General features: G+C 60.0%; 15 protein-coding genes. 14 read left to right on the top strand and 1 reads right to left on the bottom strand.

The window, feature by feature from the left end; translation table 11 throughout:
* The first annotated feature begins 4 nt into the window (after positions 1-4).
* Genes waaF through TU84_RS01065 form a run of 7 tightly spaced genes read left to right on the top strand, consistent with a single transcriptional unit; the run spans position 5 to position 6,950 of the window.
* On the top strand, positions 5-1,039 hold the full coding sequence (gene waaF / locus TU84_RS01095; protein ID WP_048366653.1) for a lipopolysaccharide heptosyltransferase II: 1,035 nt from the start codon (positions 5-7) through the stop codon (positions 1,037-1,039).
* Positions 1,040-2,101 carry a lipopolysaccharide heptosyltransferase I gene (gene waaC / locus TU84_RS01090; protein ID WP_048366652.1) on the top strand — a complete coding sequence of 354 codons (1,062 nt, stop codon included), beginning with the start codon at positions 1,040-1,042 and terminating at the stop codon, positions 2,099-2,101.
* The gene (locus TU84_RS01085; RefSeq protein WP_048366651.1) at positions 2,101-3,222 is read left to right on the top strand and encodes a glycosyltransferase family 4 protein; all 1,122 of its coding nucleotides are present in this window, start codon (positions 2,101-2,103) and stop codon (positions 3,220-3,222) included. The genes waaC and TU84_RS01085 overlap by 1 nt, the downstream gene beginning before the upstream one ends.
* Positions 3,222-4,028 carry a lipopolysaccharide core heptose(I) kinase RfaP gene (rfaP, locus tag TU84_RS01080; RefSeq protein ID WP_048366650.1) on the top strand — a complete coding sequence of 269 codons (807 nt, stop codon included), beginning with the start codon at positions 3,222-3,224 and terminating at the stop codon, positions 4,026-4,028. The genes TU84_RS01085 and rfaP overlap by 1 nt, the downstream gene beginning before the upstream one ends.
* Positions 4,028-4,762, top strand: coding sequence for a lipopolysaccharide kinase InaA family protein (locus TU84_RS01075; RefSeq protein ID WP_048366649.1), 735 nt, complete (start codon positions 4,028-4,030; stop codon positions 4,760-4,762). The genes rfaP and TU84_RS01075 overlap by 1 nt, the downstream gene beginning before the upstream one ends.
* A complete protein-coding gene (locus tag TU84_RS01070; RefSeq protein ID WP_048366648.1) occupies positions 4,759-5,511 on the top strand; it encodes a lipopolysaccharide kinase InaA family protein in 753 nt (250 codons plus the stop codon). The genes TU84_RS01075 and TU84_RS01070 overlap by 4 nt, the downstream gene beginning before the upstream one ends.
* On the top strand, positions 5,511-6,950 hold the full coding sequence (locus TU84_RS01065) for a lipopolysaccharide kinase InaA family protein (protein ID WP_048366647.1): 1,440 nt from the start codon (positions 5,511-5,513) through the stop codon (positions 6,948-6,950). The genes TU84_RS01070 and TU84_RS01065 overlap by 1 nt, the downstream gene beginning before the upstream one ends.
* Before the next feature lie 92 nt (positions 6,951-7,042).
* On the opposite strand, the gene TU84_RS01060 is transcribed toward TU84_RS01065, so the two are convergent.
* Positions 7,043-9,121 carry a TonB-dependent receptor family protein gene (locus tag TU84_RS01060; protein WP_048366646.1) on the bottom strand — a complete coding sequence of 693 codons (2,079 nt, stop codon included), beginning with the start codon at positions 9,119-9,121 and terminating at the stop codon, positions 7,043-7,045.
* Positions 9,122-9,296: 175 nt separating this feature from the next.
* On the opposite strand from TU84_RS01060, the gene TU84_RS01055 reads away from it, so the two are divergent.
* The 7 genes from TU84_RS01055 (at position 9,297) to TU84_RS01025 (ending at position 16,830) form a co-directional block, all read left to right on the top strand.
* Positions 9,297-9,623, top strand: coding sequence for a YceK/YidQ family lipoprotein (locus tag TU84_RS01055; RefSeq protein WP_048366645.1), 327 nt, complete (start codon positions 9,297-9,299; stop codon positions 9,621-9,623).
* 154 nt (positions 9,624-9,777) lie between these two features.
* Entirely contained in the window at positions 9,778-11,535 is a 1,758-nt protein-coding gene (locus TU84_RS01050) for a carbamoyltransferase family protein (protein ID WP_048366644.1), read from the top strand.
* Complete coding sequence (locus TU84_RS01045) at positions 11,519-12,649, top strand: glycosyltransferase (protein WP_048366643.1); 1,131 nt, start codon at positions 11,519-11,521, stop codon at positions 12,647-12,649. Before TU84_RS01050 ends, TU84_RS01045 begins: the two co-directional genes overlap by 17 nt.
* Entirely contained in the window at positions 12,649-13,545 is an 897-nt protein-coding gene (locus tag TU84_RS01040; protein ID WP_048366642.1) for an antimicrobial resistance protein Mig-14, read from the top strand. The genes TU84_RS01045 and TU84_RS01040 overlap by 1 nt, the downstream gene beginning before the upstream one ends.
* 78 nt (positions 13,546-13,623) lie before the next feature.
* A complete protein-coding gene (locus tag TU84_RS01035) occupies positions 13,624-15,048 on the top strand; it encodes a PIG-L deacetylase family protein (protein WP_048366641.1) in 1,425 nt (474 codons plus the stop codon).
* Positions 15,045-16,001, top strand: coding sequence for a glycosyltransferase family protein (locus tag TU84_RS01030; RefSeq protein ID WP_048366640.1), 957 nt, complete (start codon positions 15,045-15,047; stop codon positions 15,999-16,001). Before TU84_RS01035 ends, TU84_RS01030 begins: the two co-directional genes overlap by 4 nt.
* 67 nt (positions 16,002-16,068) lie before the next feature.
* Entirely contained in the window at positions 16,069-16,830 is a 762-nt protein-coding gene (locus TU84_RS01025) for a glycosyltransferase family 2 protein (protein WP_048366639.1), read from the top strand.
* Positions 16,831-16,870: the final 40 nt, after the last annotated feature.

Here is a 16,870-nt window from a genome sequence, read left to right as displayed (position 1 = left end):
ACTTATGAATATTTTGATCGTTGGGCCCAGCTGGGTCGGTGACATGGTGATGGCGCAGACACTGTTCCAGTGCCTGAAAAAGCGCCACCCACAGTGCGAAATCGATGTGCTGGCCCCTGAGTGGAGCCGGCCCATCCTTGAGCGCATGCCTGAAGTTCGCAAGGCCTTGAGCTTTCCGCTCGGCCATGGCGCGCTTGAACTGGCCACGCGACGCAAGATCGGCAAGTCCCTCAAGGGCCAATACGATCAGGCCATTTTGCTGCCTAACTCGTTGAAGTCGGCGCTGGTGCCGTTTTTCGCCGGTATTGCCAAGCGCACCGGCTGGCGCGGCGAATTCCGTTACGGGCTGCTCAATGATGTGCGCACGCTGGACAAAGAACGCTACCCGTTAATGATCGAGCGCTTTATGGCGCTGGCCTATGAACCGGGCGCCGACCTGCCCAAGCCGTACCCGCGCCCAGATCTGCAAATCGAGCCGCAAAGCCGCGAGGCCGCCCTGAGCAAGTTCGGTCTGGAACTGGACCGTCCGGTGTTGGCGCTGTGCCCCGGCGCCGAGTTTGGCGAGTCCAAACGCTGGCCTTCCGAGCATTACGCCAAAGTGGCCGAGCAAAAGATCCGCGAAGGCTGGCAAGTGTGGCTGTTTGGCTCGAAAAACGATCACAGCGTCGGTGAAGACATCCGCGCCCGGTTGATTCCGGGCCTTCGCGAAGAGTCCGTCAACCTCAGCGGTGAAACCTCACTGGCCGAAGCCATTGACCTTCTGTCGTGCGCAGACGCCGTGGTGTCCAATGATTCCGGGCTGATGCACGTGGCCGCGGCGCTCAATCGCCCGCTGGTGGCGGTGTACGGTTCGACCTCGCCGGGCTTTACCCCGCCGTTGGCCGACCAGGTTGAAGTGGTGCGCCTGGGCCTGGAATGCAGCCCGTGCTTTGAGCGCACCTGCCGTTTCGGCCACTACAATTGCTTGCGCGAACTGATGCCGGCGCCGGTGATTGAAGCCTTGCAACGCCTGCAGGTCACCCCGGTCGAGGTCAACTAGGTGCGTGTTCTGTTGGTGAAAACCTCATCGCTGGGGGATGTGATCCATGCCTTGCCGGCGCTGACCGATGCGGCCCGGGCCATTCCGGGCATCACCTTTGACTGGGTGGTGGAAGAAGGCTTTGCCGAAATCCCGACTTGGCACCCGGCCGTGGGCAAGGTGATCCCGGTGGCGATCCGCCGCTGGCGCAAAAATATCTGGGAAACCCTCAAGAGCGGCGAGTGGAAGCGCTTCAAACACGCCCTGCGCGCCGAAAAATATGATCTGGTGATTGACGCCCAAGGGCTGGTCAAAAGTGCTTTTTTGACCCGCTACGTCAAGGCGCCGGTGGCCGGGCTGGACAAACACTCCGCCCGTGAGCCGCTGGCCAGCCACTTTTATCAGCGCCGCCTGGCCGTGGCCCGTGGGCAGCATGCGGTCGAGCGTTTGCGCCAATTGTTTGCCGTCGCGCTGGGCTATGACCTGCCCAAAGGGCTGGGTGATTACGGCCTCGATGTTGAGCGCCTGGTTGAATTACCGCGCAGCAAACCTTATGCAGTGTTCTTGCATGGCACCACGTGGGACACCAAACACTGGCCCGAAACCTACTGGCGCGATTTGACGGTGCGCATGGGTCATTTGGGCCTCGAAGTGCGCTTGCCGTGGGGCAACCCGGCTGAAAAGGCCCGTGCTGAACGCATTGCCAGCGGTCTGAAAAACGCCGTGGTCCTGCCCAAGCTGAACCTTGCAGGCGTGGCCAAAGTGCTGGCTAACGCCAGCGCATGCGTGGCGGTGGACACCGGGCTGGGGCATTTGGCGGCGGCACTGGATGTGCCGACCATTTCCCTGTTTGGCCCCACCAATCCCGGGCTCACGGGCGCGTACGGCAAGGTGCAGATCCACTTGGCCAGCGATTTTCCGTGTGCGCCGTGCCTGCAGAAAAAATGCACTTACCAGCCGACTGCACAGGACCAGCAGCGGTTTGATCTGAAAAACGAGTGGCCGTTGTGCTTCACTCGTCTGAACCCTGAGCGTGTCGCAAGTCGATTAAGCACGTTGTTACTGGCTGAGGAACTGCGCTGATGCAACTGGCTTTTGTGCTGTACAAATACTTCCCGTTTGGCGGGCTGCAACGCGATTTCATGCGCATTGCGCTGGAGTGCCAGAAGCGTGGGCACCAGATCCGTGTGTACACGATGATCTGGGAAGGCGATATCCCGCCCGGCTTCGAAGTGCTGGTGGCGCCGGTCAAGGCGTTCCACAACCACACCCGTAACGAAAAAATGCTCGCCTGGATGCAGGCCGATCTGGCCAAACGCCCGGTCGACCGTCTGATTGGCTTCAATAAAATGCCCGGCCTGGACGTGTACTACGCCGCCGACGGCTGCTTTGAAGACAAGGCGCAAAACTTGCGCCACTCGTTCTACCGCTTCTTCAAGCGCTACAAGCACTTTGCTGAATACGAGCGCGCGGTGTTCGACAAGAACGCCAAGACTGAAATCCTGATGATTTCTGAAGTCCAGCAGCCGCTGTTCATCAAGCATTACGACACCCCGTTGCAGCGTTTTCATTTGCTGCCGCCGGGCATTGCGCTGGACCGTCGTGCGCCGCCGAATGCGGCTGAGATTCGCGCCGAGTTCCGCCGCGAATTCAACCTGGCCGACGACGACCTGCTGCTGGTGCAAATCGGCTCGGGGTTCAAGACCAAAGGCGTCGACCGCAGCCTCAAAGCCCTCGCGGCGTTGCCGTCCGAGCTTAAAAAGCGCACCAAACTGTTGGTGATCGGTCAGGACGACCCCAAGGTCTTTCAATTGCAAAGCGCCACGTTGGGGCTGGGCGAGCACGTGCAGTTTCTTAAGGGGCGCAGCGACATCCCGCGCTTCCTGCTGGGCGCTGATGTGCTGATCCATCCGGCCTACAACGAAAACACCGGCACCGTTCTGCTTGAAGCCTTGGTGGCGGGTTTGCCGGTATTGGTCAGCGCGGTGTGCGGCTATGCCCATTACATCAGCGACGCCGATGCGGGCCTGGTGCTGGACGAACCGTTCGAACAGACGCAACTCAATGATTATCTGACCCACATGTTGTCCGACGATGCTGCGCGCGCGGCCTGGAGCCAAAATGGCCTGGCCTACGCGCAGACGGCCGACCTCTATAGCATGCCGCAGCATGCTGCGGATGTGATTCTGGCGGAGCAACACTGATGAAACTGATACTTGCCGAACCTTTCAAACGCTTGTGGGCTGGGCGCGATGCGTTCACCGAAGTCGAGCAGTTGAGCGGTGAGGTTTACCGCGAACTGGACGGCCGCCGTACCTTGCGTACGGAAGTCGACGGGCGCGGTTACTTTGTGAAGATCCACCGTGGCATTGGTTGGGGGGAAGTGTTCAAAAACCTGCTCACCGCCAAACTGCCGGTGCTCGGTGCCGGCCAGGAATGGCGGGCGATCAAGCGTTTGCACGAAGTCGGTGTGCCGACCATGACCGCTGTGGCCTATGGCGAAAAGGGCAGCAACCCGGCCCAGCAGCACTCGTTCATCATCACCGAAGAGCTGGCGCCGACCGTCAGCCTTGAAGACTTCAGCCTTAATTGGCTCAAGCAGCCGCCCCAGCCCAAGCTTAAACGTGCGCTGATCGCCGAAGTGGCGCGCATGACCGGCATGATGCACCGTGCGGGCGTTAACCACCGCGATTGCTACATCTGCCACTTCTTGCTGCACACCGACACACCGGTGACTGCCGACAACCTGCGCCTGTCGCTCATCGACCTGCACCGTGCCCAGACCCGCGCCGTGATCAGCCGTCGCTGGCGCAACAAAGACCTGGCCGCGCTGTACTTTTCGGCGCTGGACATTGGCCTGACCCAACGCGACAAGCTGCGCTTTTTGCGCGGTTACTTCCAGATGCCGCTGCGCCAGATCCTGCGCGAAGAAGCGCGTTTGCTGGCCTGGCTCGAAGGCAAGGCGCAAAAACTCTACGAGCGCAAAGTGCGCTATGGAGATGCACTGTAATGGCGGGTTGGACTCTGGAACCCGCTTACCGCGCGTTGGCACATGATTTTGGCAGTCTCGATGCCGTGTTTGCCCTGCAAGGCGAGCACCTGACCCGCGATCCGTTGTCGCAAGTGATCCGCGTCGAGCGTGATGGCGTCAATTACTACGTCAAGCGCTACACCGGCGCGGGCAAAGGACTACGCCGCTATCTGGGCCGCCCGCGAGTGAAATCCGAATGGCAGAACCTCAAGCGTTTTGCCAAGTGGGGCATCCCGACCGCCGAAGTGGTGGCCTGGGGCCTGGAGCGTAAAGGCTTTGCCTACGCCCGTGGCGCGATGATTACCCGCGAACTGCCCAACACCCGCGATTTGTCGGAGCTGGCGGACAACAACGACCCGCTGCTCAAGGACCGTGCCTGGGTCGACGGCGTCAGCCGCCAACTGGCGCGCTACACCAAGACCATGCATGACCATCGCTTTACCCATAACGATTTGAAGTGGCGCAACCTGCTGATCGACGATCAGGCGCGCCTGTACTTGATCGACTGCCCCAACGGCGACTTCTGGCGCGGTTTCTGGCTCAAGTACCGGATCACCAAAGACCTGGCGTGCCTCGACAAAGTGGCCAAGTACCACCTGACAGCCACCCAGCGTTTGCGCTTTTATTTCCAATACACCGGGCGCACCACACTCAACGCGGCGGACAAAGAGCGGGTCCGCCATATCGTGCGTTTTTTTGAGGGCCGGGAATGACTGATTTTTTGGCAGGAGCCGAACGGGGTTTGCTGGAACGCAATGGATTGGCGGATTTCGATGCCCTGTGGAACCTGCAACTGGACGCGGTCGATGAGCCCAACACCAGCCGTGGCGGCTGGAGCACGGTGTTTCGCATGGACCTCGAAGGCCAGGGCTTTTACCTCAAGCGCCAGAGCAATTACCTGACCCGTACCTTGCACAGCCCGTTGGGCGAGCCGAGCTTTGCCCGCGAGTTTCGCAATATTCAGCGTTACCAGCAGTTGGGCATTCCGGCGCTGGAAGCGGTGTTTTTTGGTGAGCGTAAAGTCGCTGGCGAGCGTCGGGCCATTCTGATGACCCGCGCGCTGGACGGCTGGAACGACCTCGATTCTCTGCTCGAACACTGGCCGCAATTGACCCACGCGCAGCAGCAAGCGATCTTGCGCACCTGCGGTCAGTTGGCGCGTCAACTGCACGCTGCGCGTCAGGTGCATGGCTGTTTCTACCCTAAACACATCTTTTTGCAGGCAGACGGCGAGGGCTATCGCGCCCAGTTGATCGACCTGGAAAAGACCCGCCCCTTGCTGCTGGGCCAGCGTGACCGGGTCAAAGACATCGAACCGTTGTTGCGCCGGGCTCAGGTCTGGAACGCCGATGACGTGCGTACGCTGCTTGCGGCGTACCTTGAACAGCCAGTCGAGAGCGGTTTGGTCGATGCCTGGTTTGAGCGTTTGAATGTTCGTCGCAGCCACAAGGAGAGCCGCTGATGCGCTTATCCGAATTGCAAAAGGCCGGGCGCACGCCGTCTTTGCCGCTGAGCATTGAACTGGCTGACGCAGCCGGGCCTGCGCAATTGCAGCTGTTGAGCCTGCTGCGGGTGTTGCCGGGGCAGCGCTACGTGGGTGCCGGCGTGTGGCGCGGGCGTACCGTGCTGGCCAAATTAATGGTCGGCAGCAAGGCGGCGCGCAACTTTCAGCGTGAGCTGACCGGCGTGCGCCTGTTAGCTGAGCAAGGCCTGACCACGCCGCAACTGCTGGCTGACGGTCTGCAAGAAGGCGAGGGCGGCTGGCTGCTGTTTGAGTTTCTTGAGCACGCGCAAAGTCTGGGCGATGCCTGGAATGCAGTTGCGGCGTTGCCGGTGTTGGCCGACGAGCAACAGGCGGTGCTGGCCGAGGCGCTGGAAGCGATCGGGCAGATGCACCTCAAGGGCCTGTGGCAAGAAGACCTGCACCTGGACAACCTGCTGCGCTGCAACGGCAAACTGTATTTGATCGACGGCGCGGGTATTTGCGTCGAAGAGGCGGGCAAGCCGCTGTCACGGCAAAAAGTGCTGGAAAACCTTGGGGTGTTCTTTGCCCAACTGCCGAAAAGCCTTGAGCCGTTTATAGAAGAACTGCTGGTGCATTACCTGCTGAGCAACGGCGAACACGCCTTGCCACTGGAGGCGCTGCTCAAGCAGGTCGAAAAAGTCCGCGCCTGGCGCCTCAACGACTTCATGAACAAAGTGGGCCGCGACTGCACCTTGTTCAGCGTGCAGAGCGGGGCGTTTGCCTTGCGCGCATTTGCCCGCGAAGAAGAAGCGGCGATGTTGCCCGTAGTGGCCAAGGCCGATGCGCTGCTCGACCAGGGCCACCTGTACAAAACCGGCGGCGCGGCCAGCGTGGGCAAGGTTGAGGTGGCGGGCCGCTCCTTGGTGGTCAAGCGCTACAACATCAAAGGCTTTGCCCATTGGCTTAAGCGCTTCTGGCGCCCGAGCCGGGCATGGCATTCATGGCAGGAAGGCAATCGGCTGCTGTTTCTCGGCATCGCCACGCCCAAGCCGCTGGCGCTGCTGGAAACCCGCTTTTTGTGGTTGCGTGGCAAAGCGTATCTGGTCACCGAGTACCTGCCCGGCCCGGACATCATCGAGCGTTTTGCGCCGTATCAAGACAGCGGCGACGCCCCGGAAGCCGAGTTGCAGGCGCTGGATCAGTTGTTTGCCGACCTGATTCGCGAGCGCATCAGCCACGGCGACCTTAAAGGCCATAACGTGTTCTGGGCAGACGGGCGCTGGGCCTTGATTGATCTGGACTCCATGTGCCAGCACTCATCGCAAAGCAGCTTCGCCACGGCCTACGCCCGCGACCGCGCGCGCTTTATGCGCAACTGGCCGGCGAGCAGCGCGTTGCATCACGTGATTGATGAGCGTTTGCCCAAAGCGGTGTAACCCCACCCTGTAGGAGCGAGCTTGTCTCGCGATCTTTTGATCGTTTAAAAGATCGCGAGGCAAGCTCGCTCCTACAAGGTGTTTGGCGCGACTCAGAAGCTGTATTGCGCCCCGGCGCCGGCGTACCACGAGCGGCCCGGTGCGGCTTCGTAGAAGCGGTTGTTGCCGTCGGCAACGATCACTGAGCCCACGTATTGGCGGTCTAGCAGGTTGTCCAGGCGCAAGGTCTGGTGGAAGGTCCAGTGATCAACCTTTTGCTCAAACTTCGCGCGCCAGTTGAACACGCTGTAGGCCGGTGCGGCTTTTTGCGTGTTGGTGTCTTCGACGTAGACCTTGCTGCGGTACATGCCCTCGATGGCGGTGCTGACCCAGTCGGCAGGTTTCCAGTTCACTTCGGCAAACAAAGTGGTCTGCGGCACGCCCGGCAGGTCGTTGCCTTTATCAATGAGGCCTTTGGGGCTGGTGAAGTCGCGGTCATAGGTGGCTTGCAGCCGGGTGTAGGCCAGGGTGGTGGTCCAGTCGTCGGCAAGCTGGCTTTCGACCCCCAGCTCGAAGCCGCGACGCAGGGTGCGGCCCGCGTTCTGGTAGGTGGTGCGCCCGCCGGTATTGCTCAGCACCACCAGTTCGTCGGAGGTGGTGATCTGGAAGATGGCGGCATTGATGCGCGTGTTGGCGAGCTGAGCTTTCAAGCCCATTTCGTACTGCGTGCTTTCAGACGGTTTGAGGCCAAAGTTGAAGCCATTGCCGTTTGGCGAGTAGGCCAATTCCGCCTGAGTCGGTGTTTCAAAACCTTTGCCCGCGCTGACATAACCATGCAGCTCTGGGGTAAAGGCGTACATCACACTCATCGAGGGCGTGGCTTTTTCGTAGCGCTTGGTGCCACTGTCGTCGCCGTTGCTCAAAAATTGATCATGCACGTCCAGTTCCATGGTGCTGTAGCGCAGCCCGGCCTGGACGGTCCAGTTGTCGATGGCCCAGTTGGCCTGCACGTACGGGTCGAGGCTGCGGGCGGTGTCGATTTCGTCGCGCACCAGCGCGCCTTTCACGCCCAGTTGGTCGCCCACAAAGTTTTGGTAGCCGTGGCGGCTGTCCCGGCTCTGGTCGTAGTCCAGCCCGCCAATCAGGGTCAGGTCGCCGGGCACGCTGTGCACCGGTTGCAGCCAGCGCAGGCTGCCGCCATAGAACTTGCGGTCGAATTGCACCACGCCGCCGCCCTGGTTGTTGCCGGGCGTGCCTTTGGGGATCGCCAGGTACTGGATCACGCTGCGGGTGCCGTTGTAGGCATTGACCTGCAAGGTGGCATCGCCGAAGTAGCGCTCGTAGTTCAGGCCCACTTGTTGGTGGTCGATGCTTTTACGGGTGTTGTAGGTCAGTGCCGCCGGTGTCACCGAACGTGGGTCGGCTTTGTAGGCTGCCCAGGTTTGGCCCAGCGGGTCTTGGGTGCCGTTTTGCTCCAGGCTGCTGTAAATCAGCGCCAGTTTGCTGTCTTCGTCAGGCTTTAAGTTGAGCTTGGCAAAGGTCTGGTCGCGGCGGGCGGCGCTGTGGTCGCGGTAGCCGTCGGTGTCCATGCGTGAGGCATCGAGCACAAAGCCTACGTCGTCTGTCGCGCCTTCGGCCGTGAGGTGGTTTTTGCTCATGCCGTCGCTGCCCACCAGGGTTTCGGCGCCGATGCGCGGCGGCCCTTCGCCATCGCGGGAGAACATTTGAATCACCCCGCCCGCATTGCTGCCGTACAGCGTGGCCGCTGGGCCGCGCAGCACTTCGATGCGTTCGGCGGTATCGAGGTTAAAGGTCGCGGCCTGGCCCTGACCGTCCGGTGTGCTGGCCGGGATGCCGTCGGCAATCAGCTTGATGCCGCGCACGCCAAACGCCGAGCGTGCGCCAAAACCACGGGACGAGATTTGCAGGTCCTGTGCGTAGTTCTGCCGGTTTTGCACCACCAGCCCCGGCACGCGGGACAGCACTTCTGAGGCATTGATGCCCAATTGGCCGTCGCTGATCTGTTGCTGGTTGATGCTGTCGACCGAGTAAGGCAGATCAAAACTGGGGCTGGCGCTGCGCGAACCGGTAATGACGCTGGGGTCCAGTTCCAGGGTTTCGGCGAAGCTGGCGGGGGCGAGGCAAAGCCCCGGGAGCAACAGGGCAAAGCGGGCAGGGGCAAAAAAATTCATGGGCGGTATCGGGGTTCCGTGTGACGCGACCCGTCTGGGCGACGGGTATCAGGCTAGCAGAGGGCGGGTAGTTTAGCGGTGTAAGAGGGTTCATACGAAAACTTAGGAAGCCATCACCTGCGATTAGCCGCAGCCGGGTGCTAGGTTGCGAGGCCATTCTTCAGGAGCCAATGCGATGGCCTGCAAATTCGTGCTGCTGTGTGTCGTGCCTTGCTTTTTGTTGGGGTGTGGGTCCGTCAAGACCTTGTTCGGCAGTGATGAGAGCATCCGTCGGGACCTTAAAAAGCAGCGTAGCTACTGTGACTCGGTGACCCGTGTCTACAGTGGCGTAGCGTTTGATTTGTGCGTGCTGAATGCGCCGCCCAACACCACCAGCGGTGTGCCCAGCGGGTTTGTGCCGATTTTCTTTTTTGACGTGCTGGCCTGTGCGGTGGTCGACACGGTTGCGTTGCCCTATACGATTTTTCAGCAAAGCCACGAGGGCAGTCTCTTGTTGAGGTAGGCAGGCGGGCGTCAGGGCGTGGCAAATAGCGCTGGGTCATTCCCGTGCGCTTTACGCTATAATCCCGCCCTTTAGTTGTTTCTGCGCGTTGCGCGCAGTACACCCCTTTTTTCAGGCGCCCGCCGCCTGCCTGCATTTTTAAGAGGCTAATCCAGTGGCATTGACGATCCTTGGCCTGTCCGGCGCCCTTAGCCATGATCCCTCCGCAGCCCTCTATATTGACGGCAAGCTGGTTGCAGCGGCTGAGGAAGAACGCTTTGTACGCGACAAGCATGCAAAGAACCGCATGCCTTACGAGTCCGCAAAATTCTGCCTAGAGCAAGCGGGTATCAAACCTTCCGACGTTGATGTGGTGGCGATCCCGTTCGCACCTGTCAGCTTGTTCGGCAAGGCCCGCTGGCACTACGCCAAGCGCTACTGGTACGCCCCGGACCGCGCTCTGGATGCGATCCTGATGGGCAACCGTCGCTACAAGCGCTATCGCAACAAAATTGTGTTCTGCCTGCAGCAACTGGGTTTTGATCCGAAAAAAATCAAGATCGAGCCAGTTGAGCACCACTTGGCCCACGCCTCCAGCGCCTACCACTGCTCGGGTTTCAAAGAGAAAACCGCGATTCTGGGTATCGATGGTAAAGGCGAGTACGCCACGACCTTCTTTGGTTATGGCGAAAACGGCAAGATCACCAAGATCAAAGAATTCTTCGATCCAGACTCCCTGGGCGGCCTGTACGGCGCGATCACCGAGTTCCTCGGTTTCGAGATGCTCGACGGCGAGTTCAAGGTCATGGGCATGGCGCCGTATGGCGACGCCAGCAAATACGACTTCTCGCGCCTGGCCTCGTTTGAAAACGGCGAGCTGGTGGTCAACACCGAATACGCCAACGTTATCGGCCTGCGCCGCTACAAAGAGAAGGGCAAAGGCTTCTACTTCTCGCCAAAACTGATCGAGTGGCTGGGCCCCAAGCGCGAAGGCGACATCGCCGACGAGCCGTACATCCACTACGCCGCGAGCATGCAAGCGCTGTTTGAAAAGCTGGCGCTGCAGATGATCGACTACTACCTGGGCGACATTCTCAAAGAGACCGGCAAAATTGCTTTTGCGGGCGGCTGCGCGTTGAACGTGAAGCTGAACCAAAAGATCATTGCCCGCCCGGAAGTCAAAGAGCTGTTCGTCCAGCCTGCGTCCGGGGATGCCGGTACGGCGGTGGGTGCTGCGGCCTATGTGTCCCACGCGCGCGGCGTGCCGGTCGAGAAGATGGAACACGTCTACCTCGGCCCTGCGTACAGCAACGAAGACGTGATCGCGGCGTGTGCCCGTCACCCGGGCAAGCCTGCCTGGCGCAAAATCGAAGGCACGCCTGAGAAAATCGCCAAGATCATGGTCGATGGCAACCCGGTGGCCTGGTTCCAGGGCCGCATGGAGTTTGGCCCGCGTGCCTTGGGCGGTCGTTCGATCATCGGTTGCCCGAGCAGCGAAGGCGTAGCTGACCGCATCAACGAACAGATCAAGTTCCGTGAGCGCTGGAGGCCTTTCTGCCCGTCGATGCTCGACACCGTGGGCCCGCAGATGATCAAGGTCGATCACCCGGCACCGTTCATGACCTTCACCTTTGAAGTGGCTGAAGAGTGGAAAACCCGTGTGCCAGAGGTTGTCCATGAAGACGGCACCTCCCGTGCCCAGGTGCTCAAGCGCGAATACAACCCGCGCTACTACGACATGATGAAGGCCCTTGAAGTACTGACCGGCAACGGCGTGTCGCTGAACACCTCGCTCAACCGCCGTGGTGAGCCGATGGTGTGCTCTCCGACCGACGCCTTGAACATGTTCTTCGGCTCGGACCTGCAGTACCTGATCATGGAAGACATCTTGGTCGTTAAAGAAGGCGCGGAGCGTTATGAATCGCTCGACTGAGCGTCATGTGCTGCAGTTTTGCCACGGCTATGACGGGCCGTTTCTGGACTGCGCGCGCCAGTACGCCAGCCTGTTTGCCGGCAGCGGGTACAAGGTCACCACGGTCTTTTTGACCGGGGCGGCCGACCCAGAGGTCGCCGCAGGCTGCGCCTCGGACGAAGTCCTGTTTATGGAGTTCAGCTCCAAGGCCATTCGTGGCCTCAAGCTGGGCGCCATCGCCAAGCTGCGTAAAATCGCCGCCTCGCGGGCATTCAGCTTTTGCATCGCCCACCGCTTCAAGCCGATTTATATCGCCTTGTTGGCCACCGGTTTGCCGGTGATCGGCGTGCATCATGCGTTTGGCGACTACCAGCGCGGCAGCCGCAAACTGTTCGCTAACCTGTTTCGTAAGCGCCTGAGCCTGCTCGGGGTGTCTGATGCGGTGCGTGACGACATGCGCCAATGCCTGCCCAAGTGGCCGACCGGGCGTATCAGCACGCTGTACAACCGCATCGATATCGACGCCGTACAAGCCAGCCAACTGCCCGGCACCCAGGCGCGTGAAGCGCTGGGGTTGTCGGTCGATGGTTTTATTGTCGGCAACGTCGGGCGCCTGCACCCGGACAAAGACCAGGCCACGCTGATCAAGGGTTTCGCCCAGGCACGGGCAGACCTGCCCGCAGATAGCCAACTGGTGATTCTGGGCAAAGGCCGTCTGGAGCAAGACCTCAAAGAGCTGGCCCGTGAACTCGGTGTTACCGAGCAGGTGAAGTTTTTGGGCCAAGTGCCCGATGCACGGCGTTATTTCCGTGCGTTTGATGTATTTGCCCTCAGTTCCGATCACGAACCGTTTGGCATGGTCTTGCTTGAGGCCATGGCCGCTGGCGTGCCGTTGCTGGCCACGGCCTGTGGCGGCGCCAAGGAAGTGGTGGAAGGCGTCGGGATCTTGTTCCCGCTGGGCGATGTCGAGCATCTGGCTCAGGGTATCAAGCATCTGTCGGTGCTCACCGATGAGCAGCGTCATGCCTGTGCTGACCTGATGCTGGCGCGCCTGCATGAGCGCTTCAGCGATCAGGCCGTTCATGACCGGTTCTGGCAGTTGCCGCAAGTCACCGACCTGACTGCGGGGGCCTGATGCTCAATTATTTCCAGGGCTGGCGTGAGCGCGGCTGGAGCGTTGTTGACGCGTCTGTTTACGCAGAGGCCTGGCAACGCTTTGGTGGCAGCGTGGCCACGCACCCGATGGTGGTTGAGCGTTTGGCTCAGTTGGCGGGTATTCCGGTGCGCTACCTGGCCTGGGAGCAAAACGGTGAAGTGAAAGCCGCGATTCCGACCTGGGGCCGCGACCTGGCTTTGTCCAAGGACGTGCTCAAGCGCCACGGCAAAAAAGGCCTGTTTGACCTCGGTAATGCCGAGATCATTCTGCCGGCTGCCGACGGGGCCAACGTGCCCTTACGTCACCGTGGGCGTTACCTGTCGCAGCTCAATGAAGGCCGTTTCAGTACGCTGATCCAGCAAACCGAACAGCTGGCGATGGCCCGCACGCCTGAAGAACTCTCCAAAAAATTCCGTTACAACCAACGCCGCGAACTGCGTTTGCTGGAAGAGGCGGGCGGTGTTGTGCGCCCGGTGACGGACTTTTCCAGCACTGAACTGGCGGCCATTTACTGCGATCTGTTCCTGCGCCGCTGGGGTTTTGTGGCCACGGGCGCCGAGCGCATGTGCGATGTGGTCGAGCTGTTGCGTGAGCTGTTGATCGGTTCGGTCATATTCCTTAACGACGCGCCTATTGCCATCCAGTTGGTGTACCGGGTTGAATCCCCGCAATGGATCAGCGTTGAGTACGTCAACGGCGGCGTTGACCCGCAAACCCGAGATTTCAGCCCCGGTAGCGTATTGAGCTTTCTCAATACCCAATCGGCCTGGGAGCAGGCGCGCAGCGTCAACAAGCCTTTGCGTTTCTCGTTCGGCCGCGCCGACCGCGAATACAAAGAGCGTTGGTGCAACCCGGTGCCGGTGTTTAAAACGTAAATGATCCGTTGTAGGCGCGAGCTTGCGGGTGATCTTTTAAAAAGATCGCGAGGCAAGCTCGCTCCTACAGGAGAAAACATGAGCCGCAAACAGCAACTCCTCAAGCGCCATCGGCGCAATAAACGAATTGGCTTGCTGATCGGCTTGCTGGTGCTGATTGTCAGCGGTGTCTGGCTGGCCTGGTGGCTGCCGCCGGTATTGGCGGTGCTGGGCTGGGTGGCCCATGAGGCCTGGTTTGCGGACCATCTGTTCTATTCCCCCCAAGACGACTACAAGTACGCCTTCGATCCGGACGGCGAGTGTCTTGACGTGCGCCTTGAGGGCGAACGCCTGGTGCTTGATCAGCCGTTGAGCGTGACCGGCAATCAAACCCTGATTCTGGCCATCAAGGTCAGCAGCCGCGGACTGGGGCGTTTTATTGACCCGAGCATTCAACTGCTGGGTGGCGAACAGCCCGATCAGCAAACCTTCGAGCGCGGGGTCAACGGGCTGCGCTATTTGAACCTGAGCGAGCACGCTGGCGCATTGGCCCGTGGCGAGTTGCGCCTCAAAGGCCGGCATTGCCGCGTATCTGGTCAGCCCCGGTTGTGGCTGTTCCGCCAAGCCGATTACCGCGAGCAGCGGGTCATGGTCATTGCGCCCCATGCCGACGATGCGGAGCTTGCGGCGTTTGGTCTGTACAGCCAGGCCAAAGAGGCATGGATCGTCACCCTGACGGCCGGTGAAATCGAAGCCGAGCATTATCGGCACATGGGCCTTGATCGCGCCGAAGCCGCGCGCCTCAAGGGCCGCTTGCGGGCATGGGACAGCCTGGCCGTGCCGCGCTGGGCCGGTGTGCCTGAGGCGCATTGCGCACAGTTGGGTTACTTCTGCTTGCAACTGCCTGCGATGCAGGCCGCGCCGGATCAGCCGATGCCGTCCCGCGAGGCTGACATAAGTGACATCCGGCTGTTTCGTCAGCTCAATCCGTTTCTGATGCCCGGCGATGGCGATGGCGCACCGACCTGGAATAACCTGCTGGCGGATTTGTGTGCCTTGATCCTGCGCGCACGCCCTGAAGTGATTGTGTTGCCGCATCCCTCGCTCGACCCGCACCCCGACCACATCTGCGCGCAAGCGGCGGTGTTCGAGGCGCTGCAAGGGCTTGAGTGGCAGCCGACAACGATTTTGGGCTACGCCAACCATTTGCATGACAATGACCGCTGGCCCATGGGCAATAGCGGTGATGGGGTGGCTCTGCCGCCGGTGTTCGATGCGTCGCTCAGCTTGCATCCGTGCAGCCTGCCGCTGACGCTGGCCCAGCAACGCGACAAGGCCATGGCGCTGGGCATGATGCACGACCTGCAACCGCGCGCCGCACTCAAGCGCCGCGTGCGCCGGTCAATCCAGGCGCTGCTGGCGGGCAGACGGCCATCGCCTTATGGCGAGAATGAATATTTTCGTAAAGCAGTTCGACGGCATGAGCTGTTCTGGCGCCTCAAGGCGTCGCAAGGAAACCCATGAGAGTTCTATTTCTAGTACAGAAAGAGCAGCGGGCCATTCTGGATCGCTTGTATGACGGCATTGCAGCGCATTGCGAGTGCGATACGCGCTGGCTGAGCAGTGACGAGCAGCGCAACTTGCGCAGCTACTTCCGCCGTGAAGTGGACGTATCGCGTTATGACCGCATTGTGTTTTTCTTGCGTTTTAAACAAGAAATCCGCCAGGTCGGCTTTATCCGTACCGTGCCCAACCTGGTGATCCTTGAGCACGATGCGTATCAGAATTACATCGAGTGCAAATACACCGGTAAATTCAGCGCCCATTACCGCCAACTGCCGTGGGCCCGGGTGATCACCTCGGGTTTTATGGTTACTGAGCGCCTGCGCGAAGAAGGCTTTGACGCCGTATTTGTGCCCAAAGGCTACGACCAGACGCTGTTGCATGACTTGGGCCGTGAGCGCGACATTGAGTTGGCGTTTGTTGGCAGCACCAACAGCGTGGCTTACAGTGGCCGCAAAGCGTTGCTCGACGAGCTGGCCAGCGTCGAGCAACTGGTGGTGACGCGCACCAAGTCCGGTGATGACTACCGTGACACCCTTAACCGCATCCGCTTTTTTGTCAGCGCGGACGTGGGCATGGGCGAATACATGATCAAAAACTTTGAGGCCATGGCCTGCGGTTGTGTGCTGCTGGCGTTTGATCAGGGTGAAGCCGAAAACCGTGCGTTGGGCTTTGTCGACATGCACAACATTGTTTTTTATCGCGACATTCCAGAGCTGCAAAAAAAACTGCAACAGCTGCGTAATGATCCGCAACTGGCAGCCGATATCGCTCTTCGTGGTCGTGATCTTGCGGTGTCGCAGTACAGCTTCGGTCGAATTGGCCAGCGCATTGTTGAAGAGCTGCAACCGGCACTACGTCCGCATCCACCCTTGTCCTGGGTCGATCGGGTGCGATTGAAACTGGGGATTTGAGACATCCCCCGGTGCCATCGTGGTGATACCCAAGGGACTGAAACTATTTAATGAGAGGAGGCGAACCGTGCGGTTCTGCCAAGAAAGTGACATCACCCTGGTTGTGACCAGCTGCGGCCGTCTTGACTTGCTCAAGCTGACGCTCGAAAGCTTTGACCGGTTCAATACCGCGCCCATTCGTGAAGTCTTTATTACCGAAGACTCCGGTGATGAGGCCGTGCGCGAGGCTATTCCGCCCAATTGGCGTGAGCACTGCACTGTTTTCGTCAACAAACCGAAACTTGGGCAGTTGGCTTCGATCGATCTGGCCTACTCTAAGGTCAGCACACCGTACATTTTTCATTGTGAAGACGATTGGGAGTTTTATCGCCCGGGCTTTGTCGAAGACTCAAGAGCGATTCTGGAGAACAAACCAGAGATCTTGCAGGTCTGGCTGCGCAGCTACGCACACGACTTGCGGATTCACAGCCCTTACCTACATTACGGTGAGCGCGAGGTAATTGCAGGCGTCGCGTGTTACCCGGTGCTGTCGGATAAACCCGAATGGCAGAGCTTTTCGCTGAATCCTGGATTACGCCGTTACAAAGAATATTTGTTGTGTGCGCCTTATAGCGGTCATGGTGGCGAAAAAGCGCTGTCCAAGCGCTATGCCGAGCTTAATCTGCAAGCGGTGGCCCTTGAAGCTGACGCGGTGTTGCACACAGGCTTTGGCAACCATGTCGAGGTGCCTGAAGAGCGTCAGCGCAAGCTGCGACGCGGCCGTCGGGAGCGGATCAAGTTGTTCGTTACGTTGTTGGTGGGCGTGTTAATAGGCGTCCTTATCAGTTAGCAGGTACAGGTTTGAATGGTGATGATTGAACGGCGAGGAA

Origin of the sequence: Pseudomonas helleri, from assembly GCF_001043025.1 — a bacterium.
Classification (GTDB): Bacteria; Pseudomonadota; Gammaproteobacteria; order Pseudomonadales; family Pseudomonadaceae; genus Aquipseudomonas; species Aquipseudomonas helleri.
This window is presented reverse-complemented; position numbering and strand designations above follow the sequence as displayed.

Bases quoted from the DNA above. Each gene is read 5' to 3' on its own strand.
- TU84_RS01070 (WP_048366648.1), top strand. From the start codon at position 4,759: ATGACTGATTTTTTGGCAGGAGCCGAACGGGGTTTGCTGGAACGCAAT.
- TU84_RS01060 (WP_048366646.1), bottom strand. From the start codon at position 9,121: ATGAATTTTTTTGCCCCTGCCCGCTTTGCCCTGTTGCTCCCGGGGCTT.
- TU84_RS01035 (WP_048366641.1), top strand. From the start codon at position 13,624: ATGAGCCGCAAACAGCAACTCCTCAAGCGCCATCGGCGCAATAAACGA.
- TU84_RS01065 (WP_048366647.1), top strand. From the start codon at position 5,511: ATGCGCTTATCCGAATTGCAAAAGGCCGGGCGCACGCCGTCTTTGCCG.
- TU84_RS01075 (WP_048366649.1), top strand. From the start codon at position 4,028: ATGGCGGGTTGGACTCTGGAACCCGCTTACCGCGCGTTGGCACATGAT.
- waaF (WP_048366653.1), top strand. From the start codon at position 5: ATGAATATTTTGATCGTTGGGCCCAGCTGGGTCGGTGACATGGTGATG.
- TU84_RS01085 (WP_048366651.1), top strand. From the start codon at position 2,101: ATGCAACTGGCTTTTGTGCTGTACAAATACTTCCCGTTTGGCGGGCTG.
- TU84_RS01040 (WP_048366642.1), top strand. From the start codon at position 12,649: ATGCTCAATTATTTCCAGGGCTGGCGTGAGCGCGGCTGGAGCGTTGTT.
- TU84_RS01045 (WP_048366643.1), top strand. From the start codon at position 11,519: ATGAATCGCTCGACTGAGCGTCATGTGCTGCAGTTTTGCCACGGCTAT.
- rfaP (WP_048366650.1), top strand. From the start codon at position 3,222: ATGAAACTGATACTTGCCGAACCTTTCAAACGCTTGTGGGCTGGGCGC.
- TU84_RS01030 (WP_048366640.1), top strand. From the start codon at position 15,045: ATGAGAGTTCTATTTCTAGTACAGAAAGAGCAGCGGGCCATTCTGGAT.
- TU84_RS01055 (WP_048366645.1), top strand. From the start codon at position 9,297: ATGGCCTGCAAATTCGTGCTGCTGTGTGTCGTGCCTTGCTTTTTGTTG.